The 23,203-nt window shown below is 66.7% G+C and carries 23 protein-coding genes; 4 read left to right on the plus strand and 19 right to left on the minus strand.

What is annotated here, in order from left to right; translation table 11 throughout:
- Positions 1–3 precede the first annotated feature (3 nt).
- The 7 genes from ACAX67_RS15890 to ACAX67_RS15920 all read right to left on the minus strand — a co-directional run bounded on the left by ACAX67_RS15890 (position 4) and on the right by ACAX67_RS15920 (position 6,086).
- Entirely contained in the window at positions 4–207 is a 204-nt protein-coding gene (locus tag ACAX67_RS15890) for a hypothetical protein (protein WP_011755675.1), read from the minus strand.
- A 74-nt stretch (positions 208–281) separates the two neighbouring features.
- The gene (locus ACAX67_RS15895) at positions 282–1,193 is read right to left on the minus strand and encodes a type II secretion system F family protein (protein ID WP_370704841.1); all 912 of its coding nucleotides are present in this window, start codon (positions 1,191–1,193) and stop codon (positions 282–284) included.
- Positions 1,190–2,122: a type II secretion system F family protein gene (locus tag ACAX67_RS15900; protein WP_370704842.1), complete on the minus strand. Its 933-nt coding sequence runs from the start codon at positions 2,120–2,122 to the stop codon at positions 1,190–1,192. Before ACAX67_RS15900 ends, ACAX67_RS15895 begins: the two co-directional genes overlap by 4 nt.
- Complete coding sequence (locus ACAX67_RS15905) at positions 2,119–3,798, minus strand: TadA family conjugal transfer-associated ATPase (RefSeq protein ID WP_370704843.1); 1,680 nt, start codon at positions 3,796–3,798, stop codon at positions 2,119–2,121. The genes ACAX67_RS15900 and ACAX67_RS15905 overlap by 4 nt, the downstream gene beginning before the upstream one ends.
- Complete coding sequence (locus tag ACAX67_RS15910; RefSeq protein ID WP_370704844.1) at positions 3,795–4,634, minus strand: CpaE/TadZ family protein; 840 nt, start codon at positions 4,632–4,634, stop codon at positions 3,795–3,797. The genes ACAX67_RS15905 and ACAX67_RS15910 overlap by 4 nt, the downstream gene beginning before the upstream one ends.
- A gap of 3 nt (positions 4,635–4,637) precedes the next feature.
- Positions 4,638–5,318, minus strand: a complete 681-nt coding sequence (locus tag ACAX67_RS15915) for an SAF domain-containing protein (RefSeq protein ID WP_370704845.1) — start codon at positions 5,316–5,318, stop codon at positions 4,638–4,640.
- A 327-nt stretch (positions 5,319–5,645) separates the two neighbouring features.
- Positions 5,646–6,086, minus strand: coding sequence for a helix-turn-helix domain-containing protein (locus ACAX67_RS15920; protein ID WP_370704846.1), 441 nt, complete (start codon positions 6,084–6,086; stop codon positions 5,646–5,648).
- Positions 6,087–6,375: 289 nt separating this feature from the next.
- On the opposite strand from ACAX67_RS15920, the gene ACAX67_RS15925 reads away from it, so the two are divergent.
- The 3 genes from ACAX67_RS15925 to ACAX67_RS15935 are packed head-to-tail and all read left to right on the plus strand — an operon-like array spanning position 6,376 to position 9,175.
- The gene (locus ACAX67_RS15925) at positions 6,376–7,704 is read left to right on the plus strand and encodes a DUF4365 domain-containing protein (RefSeq protein WP_370704847.1); all 1,329 of its coding nucleotides are present in this window, start codon (positions 6,376–6,378) and stop codon (positions 7,702–7,704) included.
- Entirely contained in the window at positions 7,701–8,585 is an 885-nt protein-coding gene (locus tag ACAX67_RS15930) for an argonaute/piwi family protein (protein ID WP_370704848.1), read from the plus strand. The genes ACAX67_RS15925 and ACAX67_RS15930 overlap by 4 nt, the downstream gene beginning before the upstream one ends.
- Positions 8,549–9,175, plus strand: coding sequence for an argonaute/piwi family protein (locus ACAX67_RS15935; RefSeq protein WP_370704849.1), 627 nt, complete (start codon positions 8,549–8,551; stop codon positions 9,173–9,175). The genes ACAX67_RS15930 and ACAX67_RS15935 overlap by 37 nt, the downstream gene beginning before the upstream one ends.
- A 245-nt stretch (positions 9,176–9,420) precedes the next feature.
- On the opposite strand, the gene ACAX67_RS15940 is transcribed toward ACAX67_RS15935, so the two are convergent.
- A complete protein-coding gene (locus ACAX67_RS15940; RefSeq protein ID WP_370704850.1) occupies positions 9,421–10,116 on the minus strand; it encodes a TetR/AcrR family transcriptional regulator in 696 nt (231 codons plus the stop codon).
- A 121-nt stretch (positions 10,117–10,237) separates the two neighbouring features.
- Between ACAX67_RS15940 and ACAX67_RS15945 the strand changes: the two genes are divergently transcribed.
- Positions 10,238–11,371 carry an acyl-CoA dehydrogenase family protein gene (locus ACAX67_RS15945; RefSeq protein ID WP_370704851.1) on the plus strand — a complete coding sequence of 378 codons (1,134 nt, stop codon included), beginning with the start codon at positions 10,238–10,240 and terminating at the stop codon, positions 11,369–11,371.
- A 311-nt stretch (positions 11,372–11,682) separates the two neighbouring features.
- Here ACAX67_RS15945 and ACAX67_RS15950 read toward each other — a convergent pair whose 3' ends face one another.
- From ACAX67_RS15950 to ACAX67_RS16000, 11 genes are all read right to left on the minus strand, one after another.
- Entirely contained in the window at positions 11,683–12,354 is a 672-nt protein-coding gene (locus ACAX67_RS15950; protein WP_370704852.1) for a lysophospholipid acyltransferase family protein, read from the minus strand.
- A 145-nt stretch (positions 12,355–12,499) separates the two neighbouring features.
- Positions 12,500–13,099 carry a PaaI family thioesterase gene (locus ACAX67_RS15955; protein ID WP_370704853.1) on the minus strand — a complete coding sequence of 200 codons (600 nt, stop codon included), beginning with the start codon at positions 13,097–13,099 and terminating at the stop codon, positions 12,500–12,502.
- Positions 13,100–13,113: 14 nt separating this feature from the next.
- Positions 13,114–14,778 carry a fatty acid--CoA ligase gene (locus tag ACAX67_RS15960; protein WP_370704854.1) on the minus strand — a complete coding sequence of 555 codons (1,665 nt, stop codon included), beginning with the start codon at positions 14,776–14,778 and terminating at the stop codon, positions 13,114–13,116.
- 80 nt (positions 14,779–14,858) lie between these two features.
- The gene (locus tag ACAX67_RS15965) at positions 14,859–15,923 is read right to left on the minus strand and encodes a BtrH N-terminal domain-containing protein (RefSeq protein WP_370704855.1); all 1,065 of its coding nucleotides are present in this window, start codon (positions 15,921–15,923) and stop codon (positions 14,859–14,861) included.
- Positions 15,924–15,967: 44 nt separating this feature from the next.
- Positions 15,968–16,768 carry an SDR family oxidoreductase gene (locus tag ACAX67_RS15970; RefSeq protein WP_370704856.1) on the minus strand — a complete coding sequence of 267 codons (801 nt, stop codon included), beginning with the start codon at positions 16,766–16,768 and terminating at the stop codon, positions 15,968–15,970.
- 29 nt (positions 16,769–16,797) lie between these two features.
- Positions 16,798–18,327: an aldehyde dehydrogenase family protein gene (locus ACAX67_RS15975; RefSeq protein ID WP_370704857.1), complete on the minus strand. Its 1,530-nt coding sequence runs from the start codon at positions 18,325–18,327 to the stop codon at positions 16,798–16,800.
- Complete coding sequence (locus tag ACAX67_RS15980) at positions 18,324–19,049, minus strand: transglutaminase-like domain-containing protein (RefSeq protein ID WP_370704858.1); 726 nt, start codon at positions 19,047–19,049, stop codon at positions 18,324–18,326. The genes ACAX67_RS15975 and ACAX67_RS15980 overlap by 4 nt, the downstream gene beginning before the upstream one ends.
- Entirely contained in the window at positions 19,046–20,506 is a 1,461-nt protein-coding gene (locus ACAX67_RS15985) for a cytochrome P450 (protein ID WP_370704859.1), read from the minus strand. Before ACAX67_RS15985 ends, ACAX67_RS15980 begins: the two co-directional genes overlap by 4 nt.
- A gap of 263 nt (positions 20,507–20,769) precedes the next feature.
- Positions 20,770–21,327, minus strand: a complete 558-nt coding sequence (locus ACAX67_RS15990) for an Rv1363c family protein (RefSeq protein ID WP_370704860.1) — start codon at positions 21,325–21,327, stop codon at positions 20,770–20,772.
- The gene (locus tag ACAX67_RS15995) at positions 21,324–21,854 is read right to left on the minus strand and encodes an Rv1363c family protein (RefSeq protein WP_370704861.1); all 531 of its coding nucleotides are present in this window, start codon (positions 21,852–21,854) and stop codon (positions 21,324–21,326) included. The genes ACAX67_RS15990 and ACAX67_RS15995 overlap by 4 nt, the downstream gene beginning before the upstream one ends.
- 1 nt (position 21,855) lies before the next feature.
- Entirely contained in the window at positions 21,856–23,202 is a 1,347-nt protein-coding gene (locus tag ACAX67_RS16000) for an MCE family protein (RefSeq protein WP_370704862.1), read from the minus strand.
- Position 23,203 lies beyond the last annotated feature (1 nt).

The raw sequence follows: 23,203 nt of genomic DNA on the forward strand, positions 1-23,203 counted from the left end.
GGCCTACTTGATCTTGGCGGACTCGCTGGTCACGAAGAACTTGATGGCCGCGACGACGATGCCGACGATGACGATCACGGCGCCGGCCCACAGGACCTGCTCGATCGTGACGGAGCCGCGCTCGTCGCGCTGCCGGGTGACGCGGTCCTCGAGGGAGGCGAGCGAGGTCAGCGCCGCCATCTGGAGGGCGATGAAGAGCTTCAACATCGGGGTTCTTCCTTCCTGGTTGTTCGGTTTGCGGTCTGGGTGACCCTGATTCTTTGGGGTCGGTGTTAGGTCGGTCAGGTGGTGAAACGGAGCAGGGAGGGGGTGACGAGGATCGCCATGAAGACGATGCCGAGCAGGCTGGCTGGGATGTACATGCGCTCGGAGGTGGCGTTGGCCTTGCCGACCTCGGCGCTGAGCATCGCCGACCGGAGTGCGGCGGCGCGGGCCCGGAGGTTGTTGTAGATCTGGGCTCCGTCCTGGCCGGACTGCTGCATGATGTCGGCGAGGTCATCGAGCTCGGGGACGGCGAGCTCGTCGGCGAGACCGTGCAGGGAGTCCCAGGGTGCGCGGGTCATGTAGCGGGCGCGGCGCAGCTCGCTCTCGATCCGCTTGAAGACCCACTTGTCGCCGACCTCGGCTGCCGAGCGCAGCGCCTGCTGGCCGCTGGATCCGTCGCGGACGCCGGTGGCCACCATGTCGATGTAGGCGCCCAGGGCGCGGCTGAACTCGATGCGGGCCTTCTTGGCGTCGTCGGCGGCGTTGTAGTTGGGCATGAACCAGAACAGGGCTGCCAGGGCCAGCGAGCCGAGCGTCGGAATGGCGAACGGCAGCGGAAGGCCGATCAGAGTGAAGAAGGCGGCCAGCAGCGGCGGCATGATCAGGCCGAGCAGTGCCCAGACGACCTTCTCGCCGTGGAACCGGGTCTCGCTGATCTGCAGGATGGCCAGGTCCTGGCGAGGCGTGTGGGCCCAGGCGCCGCCGGGCAGGTTCTTCATCGCCCACAAGCCGATCCGATCGACCGCCGAGCCGGCGCCGGTGTCGACGTCGAGGCCGGGAGTGTTGCGGCGGGGCACGACGTGGTCAGGTGAGAGACGGTCCAGCGCGTCGACCAGGTCGGGGTCGGAGGGCGCGAGGCGCCATACGAGCAGGGCGAGGGCCAGTCCGATGAGGGTGCCGCTGGCGAGCGCGATCTGCAGGCCGGTCATGCGAGCGCTCCTTCCTTCTCGCCCGGTGCCGTGCGCTGGGCGGCGCGGTGGGCGTTGCGGGCCTGGAGGTCGAGGAACCGCGGGAGCGGCTTGGCGCCAGCCATCCGGCGCATCCACAGCAGCGTGGCCACGTAGGCCGAGAGCAGGACGGCGAGGATGACCTGGCCCAGCGGGGACCCGTAGGGCTCGATGTAGTCCCCGGTGAAGGCGAGCATGCCCAGCACACCGAGGGTGATCACGGTGACGGTGCGGGCCGTGGTGCGGGGCTTGGCCTGGTCGGCGGCAATCTGGCGGCGAGCGCGCACGTCGGAGGCGACGGTCTCAGCGAGGGCGTCCAAGGCCTTCGACAGTCCGGCCTGGCCGCGGCCGCTGGCGGCAAGGATCAGCTGGCTGGCGACGACGTCGCCAGTGGAGTCGTTGAGGTCCTCGGCGAAGGCGCGCAGCACGTCCTCGGTGCTGGCGGTGTTGTTCCACAACCGGGAGACCATCAGTCCGACCTCGCGCTCGATCGGCGCCGGCGCGGACTGCAGGGACTTAATGAGCGCCGAGCGCAGGGACTGGCCGGCGGTCAGCTTGCCCGACAGGGACCGCGTCCACTCCTCGAGCGCCTCGAGCTTCTCGATGCTCGCGGCCGCCGGCGGGGGCGTCAGCAACAGCGGGATACCGACGATCCCGGCCGGGACGAGCACGATCGCGATCACCCAGCCGGTCACCAGCGCGACCAGGAGGCCAGCCACGGCACCGCCGACCATCAGCATCCGGGTGCGCCGGTCGAGCCGGCCGAACCAGTTCCCCAGCCGCCCGAACGGGGTGACGGTCCGGGCGGGCCGCGGCGGCGCGGGCGGCGCGGGGATTAGCGCGTAGACCATCCCGATCAGACCGATGACGATGAGCGCCCCGAAGACGGCGGGCAGGAACGCAGTGCTCATGAGGTGGCCACCCCCGGGTTGGCCTGGGACTCGGCCTTGTACGCCTCGAGGTCGAACCCATGCCGCGCCAGCTCCTGGGCGAGGAAGTTGTCGAGCTTGCCGGTCGCGACGGCCTGGCCGAGCTGGTTAGGGGCGAAGATCGGGGTGGTGGCGTATCCCCTGGCGGCGTCGATGCTGGGCTGGACGACCAGGACATCCTCGACCCAGCGCTGCTTGCGGAAGGTGCCGTCGGGATTGGCGACAACCTCCGAGCGCAGGTACATCACGATGTCGATCGCGGCGGCCAGCTTGCTGATTGCCAGCTCGCGGGTGACCTGGGGGCCTTTCTCCATGGCGCAGGAGACGAGCTTCTCGATCGTGTGCTCGGCACTGCGGGCGTGGGTGGTGCTGATCGAGCCCGGCCCGGACTCCATGGCCTTGAGCATGTTCCAGACCTCCGGGCCGCGGACCTCACCGACGATCTGGCGGGCGAGGTTGAACCGGAAGGAGTGGTGGATGGCCTCCTCGAGGCTGAACTCACCGGCCTGGCGGCCGTCGATGCCGACCTCGCCGGATCCGGGGCGGTGCTCCCACGCGTGGACGATCTTGTGGCGGTCGACGAGCTCGTGCAGGTGCAGTTCGAACTCGGTCTCGAAGGTGCCGATCATCTCCCAGGGCGGGATGCACGAGCACAGGGCCCGGACCCAAGTGGTCTTGCCGCTGCCTTGGACCCCGGAGACGACGATGCTCTTGCCCGCGCGCACGCAGGTTGCGACGAAGTCGGCCAGGACCGCGCTGCACGCCTTGCGGTCGTAGACCATCTCGTCCATCGACACCTCGCGCATGCTGTGGCGACGGATCACGACGGAGGTGTAGGCCATCACCCAGGAGCCGGCCGCGAGCCGCGCTCCCCCGGGCAGCCGGAGGTCCAGGTGCGGCCGGGCCTCGGTGAAGGGCCGGTTCTGCCGTGCGCCTAGGTCGGAGAGGAACTCGCGCAGCTCGTCCTCGGAGTCGGCGATCGGGGCGGCCTCCACAAGGGTGCCGTCGACCAGCTCGAGCCACACCGAGCAGACCGGGCCGCGGGCGATGACGATGATGTTCTCGACGTCCTCGCGCTCGACCAGGGGCTGCAGGCGGCCGAGCCCGAACAGGGCGGCGTGGAGGGCGGACTTGAGTGCCTTCTCGTGGTCCTTCGTCCACGGCGGACGGCCGGTCGAGACCAACGTCTCGGCCTCGGATTTGATGAGCTCCTCGATGACGTCGAGGCCCATCTGCTCGCGGTCCTGCTCGGTGACCCGACCACCTTCCTTGTCGAGCCGGGCGGTCAGTCGCGACGAGATCTCAGCGCGGTATTGCGCGATCAGCTCCCAGTCCAGCTCGACCTCGCCATCCGTGCCGCGGGTGTCTTGGTGCTCGTCCGGTGCGGGCGCCACAAGCGGGCGCAGGCTGAACTCCGAGCGGGCGCGGCCAGGCAGCTGGCCCTCGCCTTCGCTGGTCCAGGCGCCGGCGAAGATCGGCAGCGAGGTCGGGTCGTCGGCCTCGACGACCGGCGGGAGCGGCGGGGTGCCGTTGGAACCGCCTCCTCGGGCGAACGGCGAGGTCTGCTCACGGTTCGCGGCATGGCGGGCCTCAAGCCACTCGTCTGCGCGCAGCGGGTCGCGGCCGTTGGTCTCCGGGTGGTGTCCGTTGGTGCTCATGCGTGGCCTCCGTTCGTGGGAGCGAGGGCGGCCTGGTTGGCGCCGAGGATGGACCGGATTGCGGCGGTGCTGCCCCGGTAGCCGCGCCGCAATCCGGAGGACTCGAACTTGCGTGGCTTGCGGGCGCCGTGGGAGTAGACCTCGGCCACCTCGGGCTCCCAGTCCACGGAGGCGACCACGGGGATCTGGAGGGCCTTGGCGATGTGGCGTGCGGTGTAGGGCCGGACTCGGGCGCCGGTGGGAAGCGAGGGCCAGCGTCGCTCCTCGTCGACGAGGAGTCCCCCGAGACGGGAGAGCCCACCGACCGCGGCGAACTGTGCCCGCAGGGTCTTGGCCCAGCTGGTGGCACCGGCCAGGGCCGGCAGAGAGCTGCGGGTGACGAGCAGGGTCAGGTCGGAGGCAGCGATCAGCGGCTGGGGCCAGCCGGCGAGGCCGAGTCGTCCGGCGTCGACGATGACGTCCTGGCCGTTGCGGTCGAGGGCGCGCAGTTGCTCGGTGAGCGGTTCCCACAGGGGCAGCAAGCTGGGGGCCTGCTCGTGGGCCCGGATGCCGGGTAGGAACCAAGCAGACCGCTCGGCCGGCGCCTCGGGGTCCAGCAGCAGCGTCTCCCGGGGCAGCGCGTCCGCCAGCGTTCCCTCGCGCAGGGAGAGAGCGAGGTTGATCAGGCCGCCGGTCGGCTCCTGGGCGCCCTGGAAGTAGCCGGCGAAGACCGAGGAGGATCCGGTCGGGTCTGCGTCGACCAGGAGCACGGGTCGGTGCCAGTTGAGGGTTAGCCCGAGCGCCGTGGTGGACACGCCGGGCGAACCGCTCGCGGAGGCCAGGACGATCACCGCCATGCCTCAGCGCTCCCGGGCGTCCAGGACGAGTGCGACCCGTCCGGTGGCAGCCCGGGCAGCCAGTTCGGCCGCCTCGGCTTCGGGCACCGCGACGTCGACGACGGTCTCCCCCGTCTCCTCGACCCGGTTAACACCAACGACGGTGGCCTCGATGGTGACCGGCTCCCTGTCGGTGATCTCGCCCTGGTCGCCGGGCGTGGTGACGATCCGGACGAAGTCGCCGCCGTAGAGCGGCTCTGACGGCATCTGCGCGGGAGTAAGGCTGATGCCAACCAGGGACTCTCCCTCCCCCGGCACCAGGTTGTCGGTGACTGCCTGCGCGGTGAGCAGAGTGCCGGCCCACAGGTCGACGGCAGCACGGCTGCCCTCGAGCTCGGCCTTCTGGCTGCCGGGGACCGGGGTCAACGCCGGGTCGACGCTGACCCGCACGACGGCGAGGTCGCCGGCCTCGATGGTCTCGCCACGCTTGATGTCGTTGCTGACGACCAGGACCTCTTGGGTGTCGTTAACCGAGGTGAACGCGAACGCGGTCCCCAGGCCGCCGGCAGCGACAAGAGCCGCGCAGAGTGCCAGAACCCAACGCCTGCGACGGCGCCTCAGCCGTGGGAAATGATTGTGGTCGGGAGGTGCCTTGATACAGGCGCCAACCTCGTCCCGTGCTTGTTGAGCAGTGTTCATCGACATGGATCCCCGAGTCCTCTCTTGTCTCGATCACCTACGTGTCAAGACGTGCCGGGAGCGGTCATCGCGAGCCCGACTCGATAGAAAAACACTAGTGCATCTCTATCAGGAGAATCGTTATCCACAGCTGACCGATTCCGAGATGTCATCGCCCGAGTCCTGACCGGAAGTGGTTGCGTGGCCCAATCCCCCCGATGGGACTGAGCGCTCGCACGCACCGAACATCCAGGTCAATGGGACCACAAATCATGCGGACTTTTCCGGAGGAATATCTCCCTGTGGATTACGGTCAACTCGGCGCCAGGCGCGCCCCCGTCTACGGCGCTAAACCTACCCGCGCCGAAGACGCTGCTGCCGGGTTTCCTGGAAGGCCGCGGCGACGACGTCAACTGTCTCCCCCAACCCACGCGCGAGACTCTCAAGCTGCCTGGCTGCTGGGAGTCGGGTCCAACGGCCTTGCTCCCAGGCGTAGTAGGTCGGCACAGCCACGTTGACGGCCGCAGCTAACTCGGGCACCGTCAGCCCGGCCTTCAAACGCAGTGCTCTGAGATCAGGAACCTCGCCCTCAATGTGAATTAGACGAACGGTCGGGATGTCGAGGGCTCTAGCAAGCTTGACCAAGAAATCCGGCCGAGGAACCGATGCGCCCAGCTCCCAGCGAGATATGCGCTCCCCACCGGCGGCACCAACGAGACGCGCCAGCTCATGCTGGGTCAGGCCCGCCTTCTCGCGAGCGGCGCGCAGCGCTGAGGGGTCGATTCCGGAAACCATCGCTGACAGACACTAGTCGCAGCATGCGGGGACCTGCCGCCGCGAATCTCCTCATCATTGAGCGACCTACGTGATAGCCCCGATGGGCAGGAGGCGCTGCGACACGTCCGCTGATTCCATAGGGCGTTCCGCCTGTGCGCGCTCGGTGGGCGTGGGCGGGCCACTTCATATCCGGACGCCCGCAGGTAGCACCGGCCTCTGAACCGCGCCTGCCTCGGTCTGTCGGAGGTGACTCGTACCCTCAAAGAGCCGGGGCGCTCCAGATTCCTCGGCAGAAGCGAGGTGACCGGTGGGAAGCGGTAAGCAGGTCAGTCGCAGCGCGCACATCGGCGATGCTGGTATTGCCCTTATCCACCAGCGGGTCAGCGCCATGGATCACGTCTGGCACGAGCGCACAGTCGACGCCGGGATCGATGGCACGATCGAGTTGCGCGACCCTGTGACGGGTGAAGTCAGCAACTGCCACCTCCAGGTGCAGAGCAAAGCCAGCGATAACGACTTCCCTGGTGAGACCGCCAACCGGTTCCACTACGACTGCGACGAGCGCGACCTGGACTACTGGATGAAGTCTTCGATGCCCGTCCTGCTGGTCTGCTCACACCCCAAGCGGGGTGAAGCCTGGTGGGTGCACATCCAGTCCTACTTCGCGGATCCCGCCCGTCGCGCCAGCGGACGTGTGGACTTCAACAAGATCACCATGTCCCTTGAACGGGATGTCTCGGACCGGTTGTTCGCGGTTGCGGATCCTCACGGCCGCGCGCACACGCCCGTCGCTGATCTGCGTGATGAAACGTTGGAGTCGAACCTGCTGCCTGTGTCGATGCCCGAGGTGTTCTGGGCGTACGACGCCGCGGTCACACTCCCCCGGAAGGTCTACGACCTACAGCGCGAGAGCAGACTCGACATCCGAGACGACTTCACCCTCTTCGGCGGTCGGCTGCTGACGTGGAGTCCCGTCGAGGACACCGCGCTGGCGGGCGCGGTGAACAGTGACCCGACGATCGAGGCCACCGGCGAACTGCTCGACGGCAGCCCGGACAGCGAGCGAGTACTGGTGCGCTTACTTAACAACGCCTTCCGGCAAGACCTCCGCGACGACTGCGCCTTCCACGGCAAGCGCCACATGCTCTACTTCCGCGCCACCGACGATCTGTCGCCACGGAGCTGGAACACCAGCGCCACCCCTTGGCGCTCCGTCTTCAAGCCGTACGCCAAGAAGACCAACCCATCGCAGGTCAGCTACTACAAGCACGCCGGCCTCAAGTGGCAGTTCCTCAACCTCGACGACGAGTGGTTCTGCGCTCTGACGCCCGACTATTACTACTCGATCGATGGCTACCGCGAGTCGCGGTTCACAGCCCAGTATCTGAGCGGCATCAAGCGGCTCGAACGTAACCCCGCAGTGCTCGGAGAGACCCGCATGTGGGCCGCCATCCTCGCCGGTCGCGAGGGCGGCCAGGACAGCTTGTTCAGCCAACGCGAGCGCATCCTCGACTTCGGCAAACTCGTCACCTTCGACACCGACCGCGGCATCGACGAGGCGAAATGGAAGCGCGGAGCGGAGACGTCGGACCCGACCGATCCTCTGGCTGACGGGGAGTTGGCGGAGACGGCATGAAACTCACGTTCATCGAAGAACCGGACCTGGAATTCGGCAACGGCAGCCGCCACATCGACCCACGTAGCGGCATCAACAACTACGGTCCGGCCGACCTGAGCACTACGGGGGTCCGGACGATCCAGATCGGCATCGTCGGCACCAAGGAGGCCATCGACGGGGTCAAGGCATGGCTCGACCGCTGCCGCGAACCAATTGCACCCAAAGAAAGCCCGCTCTCGCACCTCTACTTGCCGTTTCCTGGGTTCCATACCAGCGTCGGCTTCCGCTCGACGATCATCTGGAACGGGCGGCTGGAGCGCACGCTCGACAAACGAGCCCTGGAGAACATCGCAACGCTGAGTCCGCTGCAGGCTGTGCAGAAGGGCGTCGAACTGTACGAGGCCGAGCTGAGAACGCTCGATGAGGAACCCAACTGCGACGTGATCATCGTCTGCCGTCCCGACGATCTGCCGGAACGCGAGGAGCCGAAGACCGATCCTGACCGACCGTGGGAGCAACCAAAGGCTGCGTCTATCGGCTTCGACTTCCACGAGCTGCTGAAGGCACGCTCGCTGAGCGGTAGTCGTCCCATCCAGATTATTCGACGCGAGACCTGGGACCCGACCTACAAGCCAAAGGGCCGCGATAGGCGACGCCAGCAGGACGAGGCGACCAAGGCCTGGAACCTGCACACGGCGCTGTACTACAAGGCCGGCGGCGTGCCATGGCGGATGACCCGCCACGTCCAGGACCTCACGACCTGTTACGTCGGCGTCGCCTTCTACCGAAGCACCGACAACGAAACACTGCAGACGAGCGTGGCGCAGGTCTTCAACGAGCGTGGCGCAGGTCTTCAACGAGCGTGGCGCAGGTCTTCAACGAGCGCGGCGACGGCGTGATCGTGCGCGGCGCGCAGGCCACTCAATCGAAGGACGACCGACAGCCACACCTCACCGGTGACGACGCCAAGGACCTACTGGAGCAGTCGCTGGCCCGGTACCGCACCGAACACAAGACGGCACCCGCGCGGGTCATGCTGCACAAGACCTCTTCGTTCACGCCTGACGAGTTAGAGGGCTTCCACGCCGCCGCGGAGGCGGAGCGCCTGGCGATGCTCGAACTCGTCTGGATCCCGCGCGAGGACTCGGCCCGACTTTTTCGGCAAGGTGAGCAGACGACCCTGCGGGGCACGCTCCTGTCGCTCACCGACGCCCGGCACGTGCTCTATACCCGTGGGAGCGTCCCGTTCTACCGGACGTACCCAGGAATGTACGTGCCCTCGGCACTCCCCTTCCGCCTTGTCGACGTGCAGTCGAGTGCGGCCGAGATCGCGACTGAGCTGCTCGCGCTCTCCAAGATGAACTGGAACGCCACCCAACTCGACGGACGTGTGCCCATCACGCTGCGCACAGCTGACTCGATCGGCCGGATCCTGAAGCACCTCGGCCCGAACGAACGCCCGGCGCCGCGATACGCCTACTACATGTGACTCGGCTCGGTGCGTGTAGCTGGGTTTGACCTCGTCGCTTCTTCGGATCGCATCGGCCAGCACAAGACGGCCAAGCATCGAGAGGTGCCGCTCCGAGCCGCCAGCGAAGTGCGCGCCGCCCTCCGCGAGCTCACCCACACCCTCGCAGCCTGGGCGGGGTGGGTCGGCGCATCTTCGCTCAATGTGAGGGCACGAGACGGCATTGCCTATGCGTACACAGACAACCGGACACCAAACTCCAAGGGTCATGTCCATTCTGACCGTCGGTCGTCATGGACGGTCAGGACACTGTCGTCGTCGATCGCGAGCCCCAGGCCCTGGGCGAGGTCACCCATGACCAACCAGACTTGGTGGGCGATCCGGGTGACGACCTCATCCCGAGATTCGTCGTGGTGGTCGAGCCACCAGATGATGCCGGCGTCGACCATGCCCATCAGCCCCGCCATGACGCCGTCAGGGGGGTCGACCTGGGCTTCAGAGGTGCGCAAGTACGCCGATGCGGCGACCACAACCTCCCCCAGGAATCGCGTGCGCCCCAGCCGAGCCCGATGAGTTGCCTTGGTCTGTTGACGGGCAGCCATGAACCGGTAGAGGTTCGGGTGCTCCTCAGCCCACCCCACGGCGGCCGCGATCACACCCTCGATAATCACCGGCGCTGTACCGCTCTGCCGCATCGCGGGACGAACGGCCTCGATGAGCTGGGTGGCGGCGAATCGCAGCACCTCGCTCTCGAGGTCGTCCTTACTGTCGAAGTGGCGGTAGACATGGGGTCGCGCCACACCCGCCCGATCAGCGATCTGGGCCGTGCCTACCCCAGCGCCGCACTCCTCGATCGCGGCAGCCGCGGCAACCACGATTTGCTCGCGTCGTGGCGCACGGTGGGACTCATGCGCCGTCGACCGGCGTACGACGGCCGTGTCCACCCACTTCGCGAGATCCACATGGTGCAATCTAGCCCACGGGGCTGGCGCGGGTACGCATCGTACCCGTAGGGTGGTACATGTTGTACCCGCCACCCCACGCACCCTCGGAGGACTCATGCCCAGCCGCCGTTCACCCTGGATGACTCAGGATCTCGACGACTTCCGCGATCTCGCCCGCACCTTCTGCGAGAAAGAGATCAAGCCCAACACCGAGCGTTTCATCGCCAACAAGCGTGTCGATCGCGAACTCTGGACCCGTGCCGGCGAGGTCGGTCTGCTCTGCGCCTCCATCCCCGAGGAGTACGGCGGTGGCGGCGGAAACTTCTTCCACGAAGCGATCCTCATCGAGGAGCAGGCCCGAATCGGCGACAGCAGTTGGGGCGCCTCGCTGCACAGCGGCATCGTCGCCCACTATCTGCTGCACTACGGAACCGAGGAGCAGAAGCACGAGTGGCTCCCCAAGATGGCGTCCGGCGAGGTCGTGACCGCCATTGCGATGACCGAGCCCGGCACCGGGTCGGATCTGCAGGGCATCAAGACCAAGGCGATCCGAGAAGGCGACGAATACGTCATCAATGGGGCCAAGACTTTCATCACCAACGGCTACCACGCCGACATGGTCTTGCTTGCCTGCAAAACCAACCCAGCGGAGGCGGCGACCGGCGTCTCACTAATCGTCGTGCCGACCAGCTCGGAGGGCTTCCGCCGTGGCCGGGTCCTGGACAAGATCGGCCTCAAGGGCCAAGACACCTGCGAGCTCTTCTTCGACGACGTACGCGTTCCCGCCAGCAACCTGCTCGGCACAGAAGAAGGTCAGGGCTTCATCCAGCTGATGATGCAACTCCCGCAGGAGCGCCTCATCGTCGCCATCAGCTGCGCGGCGTCGATGGACCTGATGCTCGACATCACCCACGAGTACACGCTGTCTCGCGAGGCGTTCGGCCGACCGATCTTCGGATTCCAAAACACCAAGTTCAAGCTCGCCGAGGTGGCCACCGAGGCCCGCGTAACCCGCGCTTTCATAGACGAGTGCGTTGACCTGCACGTCAAGGGCGAACTCGACATCCCGACCGCAGCGATGGCGAAGTACTGGTCTTCCGAGCGCGCACAGCAGGTCGCCGACACGTGCCTGCAGCTCCACGGCGGCTACGGCTACATGGAGGAGTACCCCATCGCCCGCGCCTGGACCGACCTGCGGATCAGCCAGATCTACGCCGGCACCACCGAGATCATGAAAGAAATCATCGCCCGCTCTCTGCCGCAGCCCCACTGATCTGAGGTGCGACTAGCGACGAGCACCGCTCGGGCCCAATCTTGACGAGACCTGAAACGGTCCCGCGTCCGGGCCTCAGCGCCAGCGCACCCACCCCTGTTGGACACCTGACAGTCCCTTGACGTCGGTCCTGGGCCCCTGTACCCGGCCGAACTCTGACTTGCCTCCGGGGCGTCGCTGAGGGGCAGCGAGCATGGGCCGAGGCACCGCGCATCGCGGGCCCTGGTCGACGCACCAAGGTCATCGCTGTCTCGACCGGTAGGCCGCTGATCGAGACGGGCGCCCGTTCCCGGGACACCGATGCGAGCGGGTTAATCCCCGCCCCGCTCGCCGACCAGCCCGTCCACCATGTCCGCCAGAGTCTCGGCCAGCCGACGTGTACCCTCTCGGACCGCGACTGGCATAGATCCGCGCTGCCTCAGGTCGTCCAGGTTCAGGGGCCGACCGATGTCGATGGTGACCGTCGGCCGCCTGAACAGTCGCGGGCGGCGACTGTAGGCCGGCAGGATCTCTTGGGCACCCCGCTGTGCTACCGGAATGAGCGGAGCTCCCGACTCGAGCGCGAGCCGCACCGCGCCGGTCTTCAGCTCCATCAGGCGGCCGTCACGATCCTTGGTGATCGATCCTTCGGGATACACCACGAGCAGTGCACCCTCGCGAAGCGCCGCCAAAGCCGCGCGGAAGCCGTCCGTACCGTGGTCGCGATTCACTTCAACGTGTCCGGCGGCGCGGAACCACCACCCCACGATCCCTTCCCCGAAGAGACTGCTTTTGGCCAAGAACGCCGGCGTTCTGCCGAGTGCGAGCACCATTTCAGCGATCACCAGCGGGTCCACGTGGGAGACGTGGTTCACGGCGAGCACCACCCCGCCACGCGCAGGGATCTGCTCGAGTCCCCGCCAGTCGCGACGTCGAACAACCATCAACACCGGTTTGCAGACCAGATAAGCGACCCACCACGCCGCGCCCCACCGAGACCGCATTCCCTGTGGCCTCACAGCGTCTGCAGAACTGCCTGCCGACAAAGTGCGCGGACATGTTCGTGCACCTTGTACCTTCCGTTTGAACGTCGCCGTCGCGAACGGTCAATCCCAGCGTGGTGGAGGCGCCGCAGGCAGACATCGGGCGTCACGTTGACGGTCGGCAATCGCTCTTGCCAGGGCTTGGCTCGGTGCTCGCGACGAAGTGTCGGGGCCCGACCACGACGAAGGTGGCGACCGCCGAACCCGTCTTCCGGCCGGTGTCGTCCCAGGCGTCAGCATGGAGCAGGAGCCGACGTCCTTCGCGTTCGGCGACGTGGGCGTGGAATGTGTAGGGATGGTGCAGCCGGAACGGCGCTTGGTAGTCGACAGTGAGGCTTCGTGTGACGGCGAGCGATCCGACCGTGTAGAGGGCGAATCCGAAAAGGTCGTCGAAGGCGAGGGCGACGGCGCCCCCGTGCGCCATTCCTGGGGCACCGACCTGGACGTCGGAGAAGCTGTGGACCGCCTCGACGCCCGTCTCGGTGCGCACCACACGTAGATGCAGGCCAGCGGGGTTCTCTGGCCCACACCCGGCGCACTCCGGGGAGTGCGGTGGCAGCCTCTGGCCGATCTCCACCGTGTCCTGGCCGGCGAGGTGCGTCGTCCACCGGGAGATCACTCCCCCCTCGTCCTGGGCGTCCTCTTCGCCGATGCAGTCGTTCGCGCGATGATCGCCGGGGTCGTGAGCTCCCGCCACGCGTGTCATTTCTCTGCTCCGTCCTACCCAGATCTCCGAGTGGAGAGATGATTTTGATCGAGCTCGATTACGACCAGTTCGCCGTCGGCGTGCAGGGAGCGCAAGCGCTTCTTGTCGAACTTCCCGACCGATGTCTTCGGCACCTCGGAGATGAAGCACCAGCGCTCCGGGAGCCACCACTTGGCGACCTTGCCCTCGAGGAACTCGCGCAGCTGAGCAGGCTTGAGCTCCCGACCGTCACGCACGACGATCACGGCCAGTGGACGCTCCTGCCACTTCTCGTCCGGCACCCCGATCACGGACGCCTCGAGCACGTCGGGGTGACCGGCGAGCAGCAGCTCGAGCTCGACCGAGGAGATCCATTCCCCGCCGGACTTGATCACATCCTTGGTTCGGTCGGTCAGCGTGACGAAGCTTCGGTCATCGATCCGACCGACGTCGCCGGTGCGTAACCAGCCGTCCTGGAACTTCTCTCCGTCATCCTCCTCACCGAAGTACGAGCCTGTGATCCAGGGCCCGCGCACCTGCAGCTCACCGACCGTCTCACCGTCGTGCGGCAGCTCGTGGCCCGCGTCGTCGACGATTCTCAGCTCCACTCCTGCGACCGGACGTCCCTGGGTGGCGCGCAGCCGCCATCGCTCCCGCGGCTCGAGCGTGGCGGGCGGACGTGCGATGGCGGCCAACGGGGAGGTCTCGGTCATGCCCCAGGCCTGGACGATCTGGACGCCGTACTTCTCCTCGAAGGTCTGCATCAGGTGCAGGGGCACCGCGGAGCCACCGCAGGCGACCAAGCCGAGGGAAGAGACGTCGTGGCCCGGGTTTGACTCCAGGAAGTTCAGGACGTCGTTCCAGATCGTCGGGACCGCGCCCGCGATCGTCGGCTTCTGGGCACTGATCAGCTGCACGAGCGGTTCGGCCTGCAAGAACCGCTCGGGCATGAGCAGGTCGGCGCCAGCCATGAGTGCGGCATAGACCAGACCCCAGGCGTTGGCGTGGAACATCGGCACGATGGTGAGGATGCGGTCATCGGAGGTGACCCGGAGTCCGTCTGCGGCGCAGGCCGCCATCGAGTGCAGGTAGGTCGACCGGTGGCTGTAGGCCACGCCCTTGGGGTTGCCGGTGGTGCCGGAGGTGTAACACATGGCGGCTGCCGAGTGCTCATCGATCTCAGGCCAGTCGAAGGTCTCGGGCTGAGCGGAGATGAACTCCTCGTAGCCCACGACTGTGACCCCGTCGTGGCGCAGCGGGGCGAGGTCCACGTCGCCGGTCACCACGACGGTGTGCATGCTGGTGATCTGCGGCAGCACGGGTGCCAGGAGGGGGGCCAGGCTGCCATCGACGATGACGACCTGGTCCTGGGCGTGGTTGCCAATGTAGACGAGCTGTTCTGAGGTGAGCCGAGGGTTGAGGGTGTGCAGCACCGCGCCCATCGAGGGCACCGCGCAGTAGGCCTCGACGTGTTCTTGGTTGTTCCACATGAACGTCGCGACCCGCTCATCGCTCGTGATCCCGCAACCGCGCAACGCATTAGCCAACTGAGCGGCCCGGCGTCCGACCTCAGCGAACGTGCCGACCTTCATGGTCCCGTCGGGCTGCAAGGTCCGCACGGTCGCGTAGCCGTGCACGCTCGAGCCGTGGCGCAGGATCGCCGTGGTCGTCAACGGAACGTTCATCATCGTGCTCTGCATGGCATTCCTTTGTTCGTGAGTGCCTCCGGTCGGGCAGCGAACCAGAGGGGATGGTCAGGCACCGGGACAACGGCGGGCGGTCAGTGATCGTGGGTAGTCAAGGAGGTTGCGGCGAGTTCCAGGGACTCGGCCAGACGCAACTCGAGCCCTGGTAGCCGACTGGCTGCCGAGGCCACGGCATCGGCTCTGGTTCGTACCTCAGCGTCGCGTCGGACCGCGGCGCGCGCGACGTCGGTCCACATCTGGGCACACTGCGCGGCGACGTCGGCCAGCGCGGCAGTGGCAGGGTCACCGGTGAGCCGTGCGACCTCCCCGCAGCCGTCGGCGAGCAACCGCCGGAACAGCCCGCCACCGGTGCCTGCCTTCTCGATGAAGGCGCCAAGGCTGAATAGGAGGGTCGCCAGTTCGTCTTCGGGGAGGTCGGCCCAGGTCGAGACGTCGGCGGCCAGCTCCGCGGCGGCGGCCAGGCCCTCGGCACCGCCTGCTGCGGTGGGATCGGCGATGCTTGCCCCTGACGGCTGGCGCATGTTGTCCGCGGACTGGCGAAACGCTGCTGCCGCTACACCGGCAACGTCGGGAAGGGAGCGTGGCCAGGTGATGCGGTACGTGCAGTGGCGCGTCGGTTGCGGGAACGACGTCGAGGAGCGCGCCCGAGCTAGGGCGTCGAGTGGGACCTCCTGCACCTCGGCGCGGTCATTGTCCACGACAAAGGCAATGCCCTTGGGCTCGTCGTAGCCGATGACCACGATGTCGTGCCGACTCATCTGCAGCTGGACCCGCAGGTACGGCAGTTCGGCGATGTCGCCCCACACCAGGCTAGGTCGGCCGGCATCGACCTCGTCGCGAACCCAGGACCATCCTTCCTCGGGATCGTCGGTGGCCAGTACCTGGACCTGCCCGCCGAGCCGGCGGGGTAGGTCGACTTCGAAATCGGCGCCTCGTCCCACCAGGTACAGCGGTGGAACGAGGTCACTCGATCGCAGGTAGGACAACCCCAGGGCACCGCCGAGGGCGAAGACCAGGCCCTCGTCGGGAGGACCGTCCCAACCCAGACCGTGAAAGTGCAGAAGATCCCGCATTGCGCCTGACCCGCAATGTCCGCCCATCCGGTGGGGGTACTCCGGGATCAGCTTCTTACGGGGCATGTAGATTCCTTTGCGATCTTCGGGAGATTGGGTCGAGGACGGTTTCAGTTGCTTCTGATTCGGTCCAGATAGGCCTGACGCGCCCCCAGGTCGACGTCGTCAAGGAACACGGAGTCCGTGCCCAGCGCCGAGCCGAGCCCGACGGCGAGGCGTCCGGGGACGAACTTCATCGCCGCAACCATCCCGCCGGCGAGGCGAGTGACGCGCACGAACGGACGCGGGCTCTCGATCAGGTCGGCCGTGGCGCGAGCAATCTCCTCGGGCTCAGCATTGCGCAGACCCTTGGCTCCAGCCGTCCCCGCCACGAGCTCAGTGTTGGTGAACGTGGGCCGGACCGTGGACAGCTGGACCCCGGACTTCCGGTACTCCTGGCGGGCTGCCTCGGTGAACCCGATAACAGCGAACTTGGTGCCGCAGTAGGTCGCCAGACCAGGCACCGGCAGCTCGCCGGCCAACGAGGCGGTGTTAATGATGTGCCCGGCACGCCGCGGCAGCATCCGCTGGAGGGCGAGCTTGGTCCCGAAGATGACTCCCAGGACGTTGATCTCGACCTGCCGCCGCGTAACCACGTCGTCTTCTTCGTGGGCATGCCCGGTCGGCATGATGCCCGCGTTGTTGATCAGCACGTCGAGCGGACCGAGGTCCTCCTCGACCATGTCAAGGAAGCTCCGGAAGGAGTCGGGGTCGGTAACGTCGAGGCGAGTGAAGACGGTGACTCCGAGCTCGTCGGCGGCTTCCTTGAGTCGGGCTTCGTCGACGTCGCCGATCGCGACGCGGTGGCCTCGTCGGATCAGTTCCTTCGCGGTCTGGTAGCCGATGCCGCGGGCTCCGCCGGTGATCGCCACGGTCTTCGTGGTCTTAGAGGTGGGTGTTGTCACTTGCTGTTCTCCTTGTTCAGGCCGAGGCGTTGCCGCAGGCCGCGGCCGGCTGCCGCGCGCAACACCCGTTCGGCGATGGCCGTACGCCGGGAGGTGTACGGGTACCAGGTGAGTTCTCGTGCCAGAACAGGGATGCGCGGCGCGGTCACCGCCTGGACCCGGCAGTACTTGTGCAGCCCGTAGGCACCGCCGAGCCGGGCACCGATACCCGAGGCCTTCCAGCCACTGTGGGGCAGCGTCGTGGCAAAGAGGTTGCTGAAGACGTCGTTGATGTTGACCGCACCCGCGTCCAGGCGGCGCGCGATGCGATGCGCGCGTGTGTGGTCACGAGTCCACACCGTCGCGGACAGGCCGTATGTCGAGTCGTTGGCTAGGCGGATGGCCTCTTCTTCGTCGGCCACCCGCATCACCGGGATTGTGGGGCCGAAGGTCTCCTCGGTCATGCAGGTCATCGTGTGGTCGACGTCGACCAGGACGGTAGGGGCGTAGTAGTTCCCGACCGCACTCCGGTTCCCGCCGGCCAGGACCTGCGCACCGGCCGCCACCGCCTCGCTGACGTGGCGATCGGCGATGTCGACCTGTCGCGAGGTGACCATCGCGCCGACGTCGTCTCCTCGCGCCGCACCCTGGGTCAGGGACTGCACCCGCTCGGTCAGCCGGGCCACGAACTCGTCGTAGATCTCAGAGACCACATACACCCGTTCGACGGAGATACAGACCTGACCCGCGTTGAACAGACCGCCCCACGCGATCCCCTCCACCGCACGAGCTAGGTCGGCGTCCTCCAGCACAATCGCCGGATCCTTGCCGCCCAGCTCCAAGCTCACCGGCTTCAAGTGCTCGGCACAGCGGATCGCGACCGCGCGCCCGGTGGCTGTCGAACCGGTGAACTGCACGAAGTCAGCAGCGTCCACCACCGCCGAACCCGTTTCCCCGGCACCCACGACGTGGGCCAGAACGGGAGGGGCGCCGATCTCGTGCCAGCCCTCGACCACCCGCGCACAGGTCAGTGGCGTCTCCTCCGAGGACTTTGCCAAGACCGCACACCCCGCAGCCAGCGCGGGCGCTGCGTCCATGAGGAAGAGGGTGATGGGGAAGTTCCACGGCGTGATCAGTCCGACCACCGGGTAGGGATGGTAGGTCTTTGACAGCCGCTTGGGCAGGCTCAACAAGCCCGACGACCTGACCTTGTCGCCGGCGAGGAACCTTTCGGCGTGGTCGGCGTAGTAGGTGATGAACTCGCAGGACGCCGTCGTCTCCACGAGGGCGTCGGGGCGGACCTTGCCGGTCTCGGCTTGCAGCAGGTCGGTGAGCTCATCGGTGTGGGCCAGGATCCAGCCCCGCCATCGATGCAACCACCTTGCGCGTTCCCGAGGGCCGGCTTCGGCCCACCCGACCTGAGCGCCGCGGAGGTCGGCCGCGATGCGGTTCACGGTCTCGGGATCATCCACGGGAACGGTTGCGACCAGGCGGCCGTCGGCTGGGTTGCGCACGTCCAAAGCGCCTGCGGTGGTCGTCGTGCTCATGGGGCCTCCAGTGGTAAGTCGGACCCGCGGGCGATGCCGTCGGGCTGGGGCTTGCTGGTGGATACCTCGGTGAAGGCGTCGGCGATCGCGTGAGTGGAATCAAGCATGCGCGGTCCATAGGTCCGCTGAAGCTCAGTCAGGATCGCGTCCAGGGGCAGGTCGTCAAAGACGCCGCGCTCGCGGACGTACTCCATGTGCAGGGACCCGTCGGCGGCGAAGGCGTGCAGAAGGGCGTCGCGTTCGCCGTCGAAATCCACCGGCGGTACGCCGAACCGCGCACACAGTTCAGTGTTGAACGCGGGTGTTGCCTTCAACCACCGACCGTCGATGTAGAGATGGCTGTAGCCGTGATAGACGAACAGGTCCGTGCCGCCCATGAGCGCTCGCAATGCTTCGGTCTGCAGGTGATTGCGGACGTCAGCGAAGCCCAGTCGCGCCGGGATGCCTGCGGCACGGCACACTGCGGTCAAGAGCACCGCCTTCGGGACGCAATAGGCACGCCCGGTCTCGAGGACGAAGCTCGCTCGGTAGTGGGCGGGGTCGTCCGACACCGTGTAGGGGTCGTACCAGATTCGGTCGCGGACGGCAGCGAAGAGCCGTTTCGCCTTGTCTCGGTCGGAGCTCGCATCCCCAATCGCGGCGGCGGTGAACTCCCGGACGGACTCATGCTCGATGTCGAGGAAGTCGGTCGCCCCCAAAGGCGCCGCCTGCGCTTGGCTCATCTGCGCTCCAAGGTGATCGGCAGCCCGTCCACAGGGATGGGTAGCGAGGTGTTGTCCCACCTGGCTACGTAGTCACCGGGGACCGTCCACGTGTAGTTGCGAAGCATCTGGTGCAGGATTGCCTTGACCTCAAGTGTCCCGAAATGGAGACCGATGCATTTGTGCACCCCTCCACCGAAGGGGATCCACGCGAAGCGGTGATTCTGGTCTTCGCGCCGCGGCTCGTTGAACCGGGCGGGGTCAAAGGTGTCGGGGTCGGCCCAGCACGACTGGTCGAAGTGGTTGACCGCTGGTGCCACCGCCACGAGGGTGTCCGCTGGGACGTGGTGGCCGGCGATGTCGACGTCCTCGATCGTCTTGCGCATCACGATCGGGACGGGTGCCACCAGGCGCAACGTTTCCTTGATCACCAGATCAAGAGTCGTCAGCGACTCCAGGTCGTCGATGTCCGGGGTCCGTTCACCCAGCTGGTCGGACTCAGCCCGAGCCCACTCCTGCCACGCCGGATGCTTGGCCAGGAAGTAGGCGGCAGCCGCTGTGGTGATCGTTGAGGTGTCGTGGGCCGCCATCATCAAGAAGATCATGTGGTTGACGACGTCCTCGTCGGTGAAGGTTTCGCCCTCGGACGTTCGCGCATGACACAGGCCCGCAAAGAGATCACCGCCCTGGCCACTGCGTGCCTCCGGCAGGTGCCGCGCAAAGTAGGCCTCTAGGAGAGCTCGCCCACGGATTCCGGCTCGCCACCGAGTGCCTGGAAGCGGGAAACGCACGATCGAGCTCGCGGCACGCACGGTAGCCACGAAGGCTTCGTTGATGGCGTCGGTGTCCTCGCTTCCGCCGCGCCCTGCCATGAAGACCTCCGTTGCTACGTCGAGCGTCAGACTCTTCAGCAGGGGGTAGATGCGCGTGGACCTGCCGGTGGCCCACCCGGGGACGCTGGCCTCCAGGGCCGGCCCGAGCTGGTTGACGTATCCGGAGAGCCGGTCACGGGTGAACGCTTCCTGCATGATGCGTCGATGCATCTTGTGCTCGTCGAAACTCATCAGCATCAGGCCCCGGTGGAAGAACGCATCGATGAGATAGGTCCACCCGTCCTGAGAAAGGGACTTCGCCTTGGTGGTCAGCGCTTCCTGGGTGGCCTCCGGGCCGGCCACCACCACCATCTTCGTGCCGAAGGCGCCCATCCAGGAGACCGGCCCGAGTCGCTCATACCTGGCACGCGTGAAGTCCGATCCGAACCGGATGTAGTCCAAGGTGTGACCGAGGAGTGGAACTCCGACGGTCCCTTGAACTGGCTTGAGGTTGGAACCTGCGGGGGCGGGGGCGAGCTCGCGGACTGGCCACTGACCACCGACCCCACGCAGGGCCGCGTCCACTCGAGCTGGAAGCGGCGCCAGGAGCACCGACGATAGCCGGTCGCGCCTCTTGGGCACAGCCACGGGGAGGACCTTCGACATTGAATCTCCTTTCCGTCACCGGCACCACGTCGGGGCTGCCGCGAGCGCGGCTCACCTCGGCAGGAGTACGGCACACCACGACTGTAGACACGCAATCTATATTTGTCTACGGAACAACATTTTTATCACTTTTGACTCGACCCTGTCGGGTTCGGTGCGTCAACACCGGCTCGCCTCGACGTTCTCAAGGTCATCGAGGTGACGGCGGTGCGGCCCCGTTCTCGAGCGATGAACCGGACCAACCAAGGTCGTGGGCGTAGGCGTCACACCGGCTTGAGGCTGGCGATTTTCCAGCCGCCGTCGACCGGCGTCATGGTTACCTCGACCCGACTGCCGGCGACGGTGGTGCCCCCTTTGCCAGAGGTCGTAGTTTGGGTAAGGAAGAGGAGGACGACGACCTCCTCGCTGTCACCGCGGACCACGCCGGCGGCGCTGACCATGGCGGTGGTGCTGATCTTTCTCGCCTTTGCCTGCGGTTTCACGACCGCGTCGAGGATCTCGCCGTAGTCAGCGGCGAAGTCGCCCGTCGTCTGCGCTCGTGCGTTCTCGAGATCCGTTTCGAGTGTCGAGGCGTCGTAGCTGAGTAGTTTCGGCACCCGCTCCCGAGCGGCAACCAGAGCGTCGGTCCTGGCATTGGCCTCGGCCTCGGCGCGGTGTGCCTGGAACCCGAAGAACACCGCAGCCACTGAAGACAACAGAACCAGCCCCACGGCGGCCAGGCGAATCCTCCCTCCCACGCCAGGCGCTGTCCCGCTCGCAGTGCCCTCCCGCGCCTCCTCTTCTTCCATGTCCTTGACCTCCCGCTCGACGTCGGTGCTCACGCCACGAACTCCAATCCCGAGACGAGCCACTTGTCGTCGCTTCGGACCAGGTCGACTTTCAGCCGGTAGCTGCGCGGCTCGGCCTCCTTCGTACTTCGGTTCTGCACTGTGCCGGTGGCGGCGACGATGACTGTTGCCTTGTCGTCTGCGAACTTCACGATGCCGGTCGAGACCACTTCGCCGGTGGCCTTGACCTCGTTGTCGGCCAGCAACTTCTGCAGGCGAGTGGCCTGCCCCTCCAGCTCGGAGCGGAAGTCCGCCGTTGCGCCGTCGAGCAACCGAGCCATGTCCTTCTCAGACGTCGAGCCGCTGATGTCGATCAGCCCCTCGACCTCGGCGCTCGCCGCTGCGGCCGCGGCCTTCTGATCGTCGAGCTGGTTCCGCGAGTCCTGCCAGGACAGCGCCCGTTCGCCCGCGAATCCGAACAGGGCCAGCACGATCACGGCCACCACCGCAGCCCGCAGGGTGATCGGTGCGTCAGTGCCCTTCTTGCCGTGCCCGAGGGACAGTTTCGGTCGCTCGCCCATCTCAGCTCCTCTCCAGCGGCGCCAGCACGAGGATCTTCCAGAGATCCTCCTCGTCGGCCTGCTGGCCCGATGTCACATCTCGCGGCGCCGAATCGTCGCTGCGTCCGACGGCGATGTCGTAGGCGACGGTGCCGCTCGAATCGGGCCAGATCCCGCCGCGGAAGGTGATGCCGCACTCCTCTGGTAGGGCCCCTCGGTCGCCTGAGTCCGGGCAGGGCAGGTTGCGAGCACCGCGTACCGCGGTCGGGCTGTCTGGCGCAATCTCGCAGTGCGCGAGCCGATTCACGTCGCGGGTGGTCGTGATTCTCGGACTACGGCGCTCTCCTGCCGGCAGGTACCCGGTCTGGCAGGTCGGGGGGTTGTTGACTCCAGCCCGTAGGTCGAGCTGAACGTCGCCCTTGCCCGCGCGCGGGTTCACTGCCGCTTGGAGTCGGGCGACCAGGGACGGGTAGAGAACGAGGATTTGCTTGACGTTAGGCAGATAGGTGTTGAGCACCTCGGCATTCGTGGTCAGGTTTGCCAACATCATCGGCAGCACCGGCTGGAGGTCAGTGACGGTAGCGGTGGCGGCATCGAGTCCGGCCGGGGCCTCTTCCAGCAGCGCCTTGATGTCGGCGCTGTCGTTCCTGGCCAACGCCCGGGTTAGGTTGTTGAGCGCGTCGGCGTACGACTGCGTCTCGGGCGCCAATTCCGACTGGGTCTCTAGCACCGGCTGCAGCGCGGCGATCAGGGACGTCGTTGCGTCGATCTGCGATTGAGCCTCGGTCAGCAGCTTGCCGGAGGAGTCGACGAGCTCGCCAAGCTCGGGCCCCGAGCCTCCGAGGCCCTCATCCAGCTGGGACAGGACAGCCTTCGTCTTCTCCTTCGGGACCGATTCCAGCAGACGGTTGACCGAGTCGAGGACTGGCGTGATCTGTGGCATTTCCACGGAACGGTCCTGAGGGATCGCGGCGCCCTCGGCCAAGTAGCGTTCGCCACCGCCACCGCCACTCTCACTATCGACCGGGTCGACTAGGTCGATGTACTGCTCGCCGATCGCAGAAGTGCTGTGCAGTTCGGCTGAGACCCCGGCTGGGATGTCCGTGCCGTTGTCGATTCGCAACGTGGCAACCGCGCCGTCGCCGGTAACGTCGAGGTCGGAGACCACGCCGACATTGACGCCGCGGTAGGTGACGGCGGCCCTGGGGTAGAGCCCGCTGGCGTCCTCGAAGTCGACCGTGATGTTGTAGACGCCAATGCCGAGCATTGCGGGAACCCGTGCGTAGTGGATGAATGCGTACCCGAGCGCGACCGTCGCGAGAACCGCGAAGATCTGGAGCTGGCGCTTGATGAGTGGAGTGAGCAGCATC

The sequence above is a fragment of the Nocardioides candidus genome, from assembly GCF_041321175.1.
GTDB lineage: Bacteria > Actinomycetota > Actinomycetes > Propionibacteriales > Nocardioidaceae > Nocardioides.

What these genes read in the sequence shown, in the direction of transcription:
- ACAX67_RS15900 (WP_370704842.1), bottom strand. Translation starts at nt 2,122, where the DNA reads ATGAGCACTGCGTTCCTGCCCGCCGTCTTCGGGGCGCTCATCGTCATC.
- ACAX67_RS15960 (WP_370704854.1), bottom strand. Translation starts at nt 14,778, where the DNA reads ATGCAGAGCACGATGATGAACGTTCCGTTGACGACCACGGCGATCCTG.
- ACAX67_RS15895 (WP_370704841.1), bottom strand. Translation starts at nt 1,193, where the DNA reads ATGACCGGCCTGCAGATCGCGCTCGCCAGCGGCACCCTCATCGGACTG.
- ACAX67_RS15945 (WP_370704851.1), top strand. Translation starts at nt 10,238, where the DNA reads ATGACTCAGGATCTCGACGACTTCCGCGATCTCGCCCGCACCTTCTGC.
- ACAX67_RS15975 (WP_370704857.1), bottom strand. Translation starts at nt 18,327, where the DNA reads ATGAGCACGACGACCACCGCAGGCGCTTTGGACGTGCGCAACCCAGCC.
- ACAX67_RS15980 (WP_370704858.1), bottom strand. Translation starts at nt 19,049, where the DNA reads ATGAGCCAAGCGCAGGCGGCGCCTTTGGGGGCGACCGACTTCCTCGAC.
- ACAX67_RS15930 (WP_370704848.1), top strand. Translation starts at nt 7,701, where the DNA reads ATGAAACTCACGTTCATCGAAGAACCGGACCTGGAATTCGGCAACGGC.
- ACAX67_RS15910 (WP_370704844.1), bottom strand. Translation starts at nt 4,634, where the DNA reads ATGGCGGTGATCGTCCTGGCCTCCGCGAGCGGTTCGCCCGGCGTGTCC.
- ACAX67_RS15905 (WP_370704843.1), bottom strand. Translation starts at nt 3,798, where the DNA reads ATGAGCACCAACGGACACCACCCGGAGACCAACGGCCGCGACCCGCTG.
- ACAX67_RS15995 (WP_370704861.1), bottom strand. Translation starts at nt 21,854, where the DNA reads ATGGGCGAGCGACCGAAACTGTCCCTCGGGCACGGCAAGAAGGGCACT.
- ACAX67_RS15920 (WP_370704846.1), bottom strand. Translation starts at nt 6,086, where the DNA reads ATGGTTTCCGGAATCGACCCCTCAGCGCTGCGCGCCGCTCGCGAGAAG.
- ACAX67_RS16000 (WP_370704862.1), bottom strand. Translation starts at nt 23,202, where the DNA reads ATGCTGCTCACTCCACTCATCAAGCGCCAGCTCCAGATCTTCGCGGTT.
- ACAX67_RS15965 (WP_370704855.1), bottom strand. Translation starts at nt 15,923, where the DNA reads ATGCCCCGTAAGAAGCTGATCCCGGAGTACCCCCACCGGATGGGCGGA.
- ACAX67_RS15985 (WP_370704859.1), bottom strand. Translation starts at nt 20,506, where the DNA reads ATGTCGAAGGTCCTCCCCGTGGCTGTGCCCAAGAGGCGCGACCGGCTA.
- ACAX67_RS15950 (WP_370704852.1), bottom strand. Translation starts at nt 12,354, where the DNA reads ATGCGGTCTCGGTGGGGCGCGGCGTGGTGGGTCGCTTATCTGGTCTGC.
- ACAX67_RS15955 (WP_370704853.1), bottom strand. Translation starts at nt 13,099, where the DNA reads ATGACACGCGTGGCGGGAGCTCACGACCCCGGCGATCATCGCGCGAAC.
- ACAX67_RS15890 (WP_011755675.1), bottom strand. Translation starts at nt 207, where the DNA reads ATGTTGAAGCTCTTCATCGCCCTCCAGATGGCGGCGCTGACCTCGCTC.
- ACAX67_RS15915 (WP_370704845.1), bottom strand. Translation starts at nt 5,318, where the DNA reads ATGTCGATGAACACTGCTCAACAAGCACGGGACGAGGTTGGCGCCTGT.